This is a genomic window from Ruminococcus callidus ATCC 27760, from assembly GCF_000468015.1.
Lineage (GTDB): Bacteria > Bacillota > Clostridia > Oscillospirales > Ruminococcaceae > Ruminococcus_C > Ruminococcus_C callidus.
This window is the reverse complement of sequence record NZ_KI260305.1, coordinates 356-793: the sequence shown is the minus strand read 5'-3', so window position 1 is coordinate 793 and position 438 is coordinate 356. Positions and strand designations below refer to the sequence as shown.

General features: G+C 50.2%; 1 protein-coding gene. It reads left to right on the top strand.

Annotated elements, in window-relative coordinates:
- Positions 1-14 precede the first annotated feature (14 nt).
- On the top strand, positions 15-438 hold a 424-nt coding region (locus RUMCAL_RS16915), incomplete at its 3' end, for a phage tail protein (protein WP_040646587.1).

The following is a 438-nucleotide window of genomic DNA, read 5'->3' as shown; positions in this document are numbered from 1 at the left end:
CCGGAGCGTTGGGTGTGTCATTAGGTCCGCTGCTTGCCATCATCGCAGCTGTTGCCGCTTTGGTGGCTGCCTTTGTGCATCTCTGGAAAACCAATGACGAATTCAAAAGCAACATCATCGCCATCTGGGAGCAAATCAAAAGCACCTTTACTGGATTGACACAGGGCATCACTGACCGGCTAAATGCTCTGGGATTCGACTTTGAGAGTTTCACCGATGTGCTGAAAGCGGCGTGGGACGGGCTGTGCAATCTGCTGGCTCCTATTTTTGAAGGCGTTTTTCAGAATATCTCCAACATCTTTTCAGAGTTTACTGGCGTTCTTCTGGGGCTGCTGGACGTTCTGATCGGTCTGTTTACTGGCGATTGGGAGCAGTGCTGGGACGGCATCAAGGGCATTTTTACGTCTATCTGGAATTTCGTTGTCAACACGTTTCGCA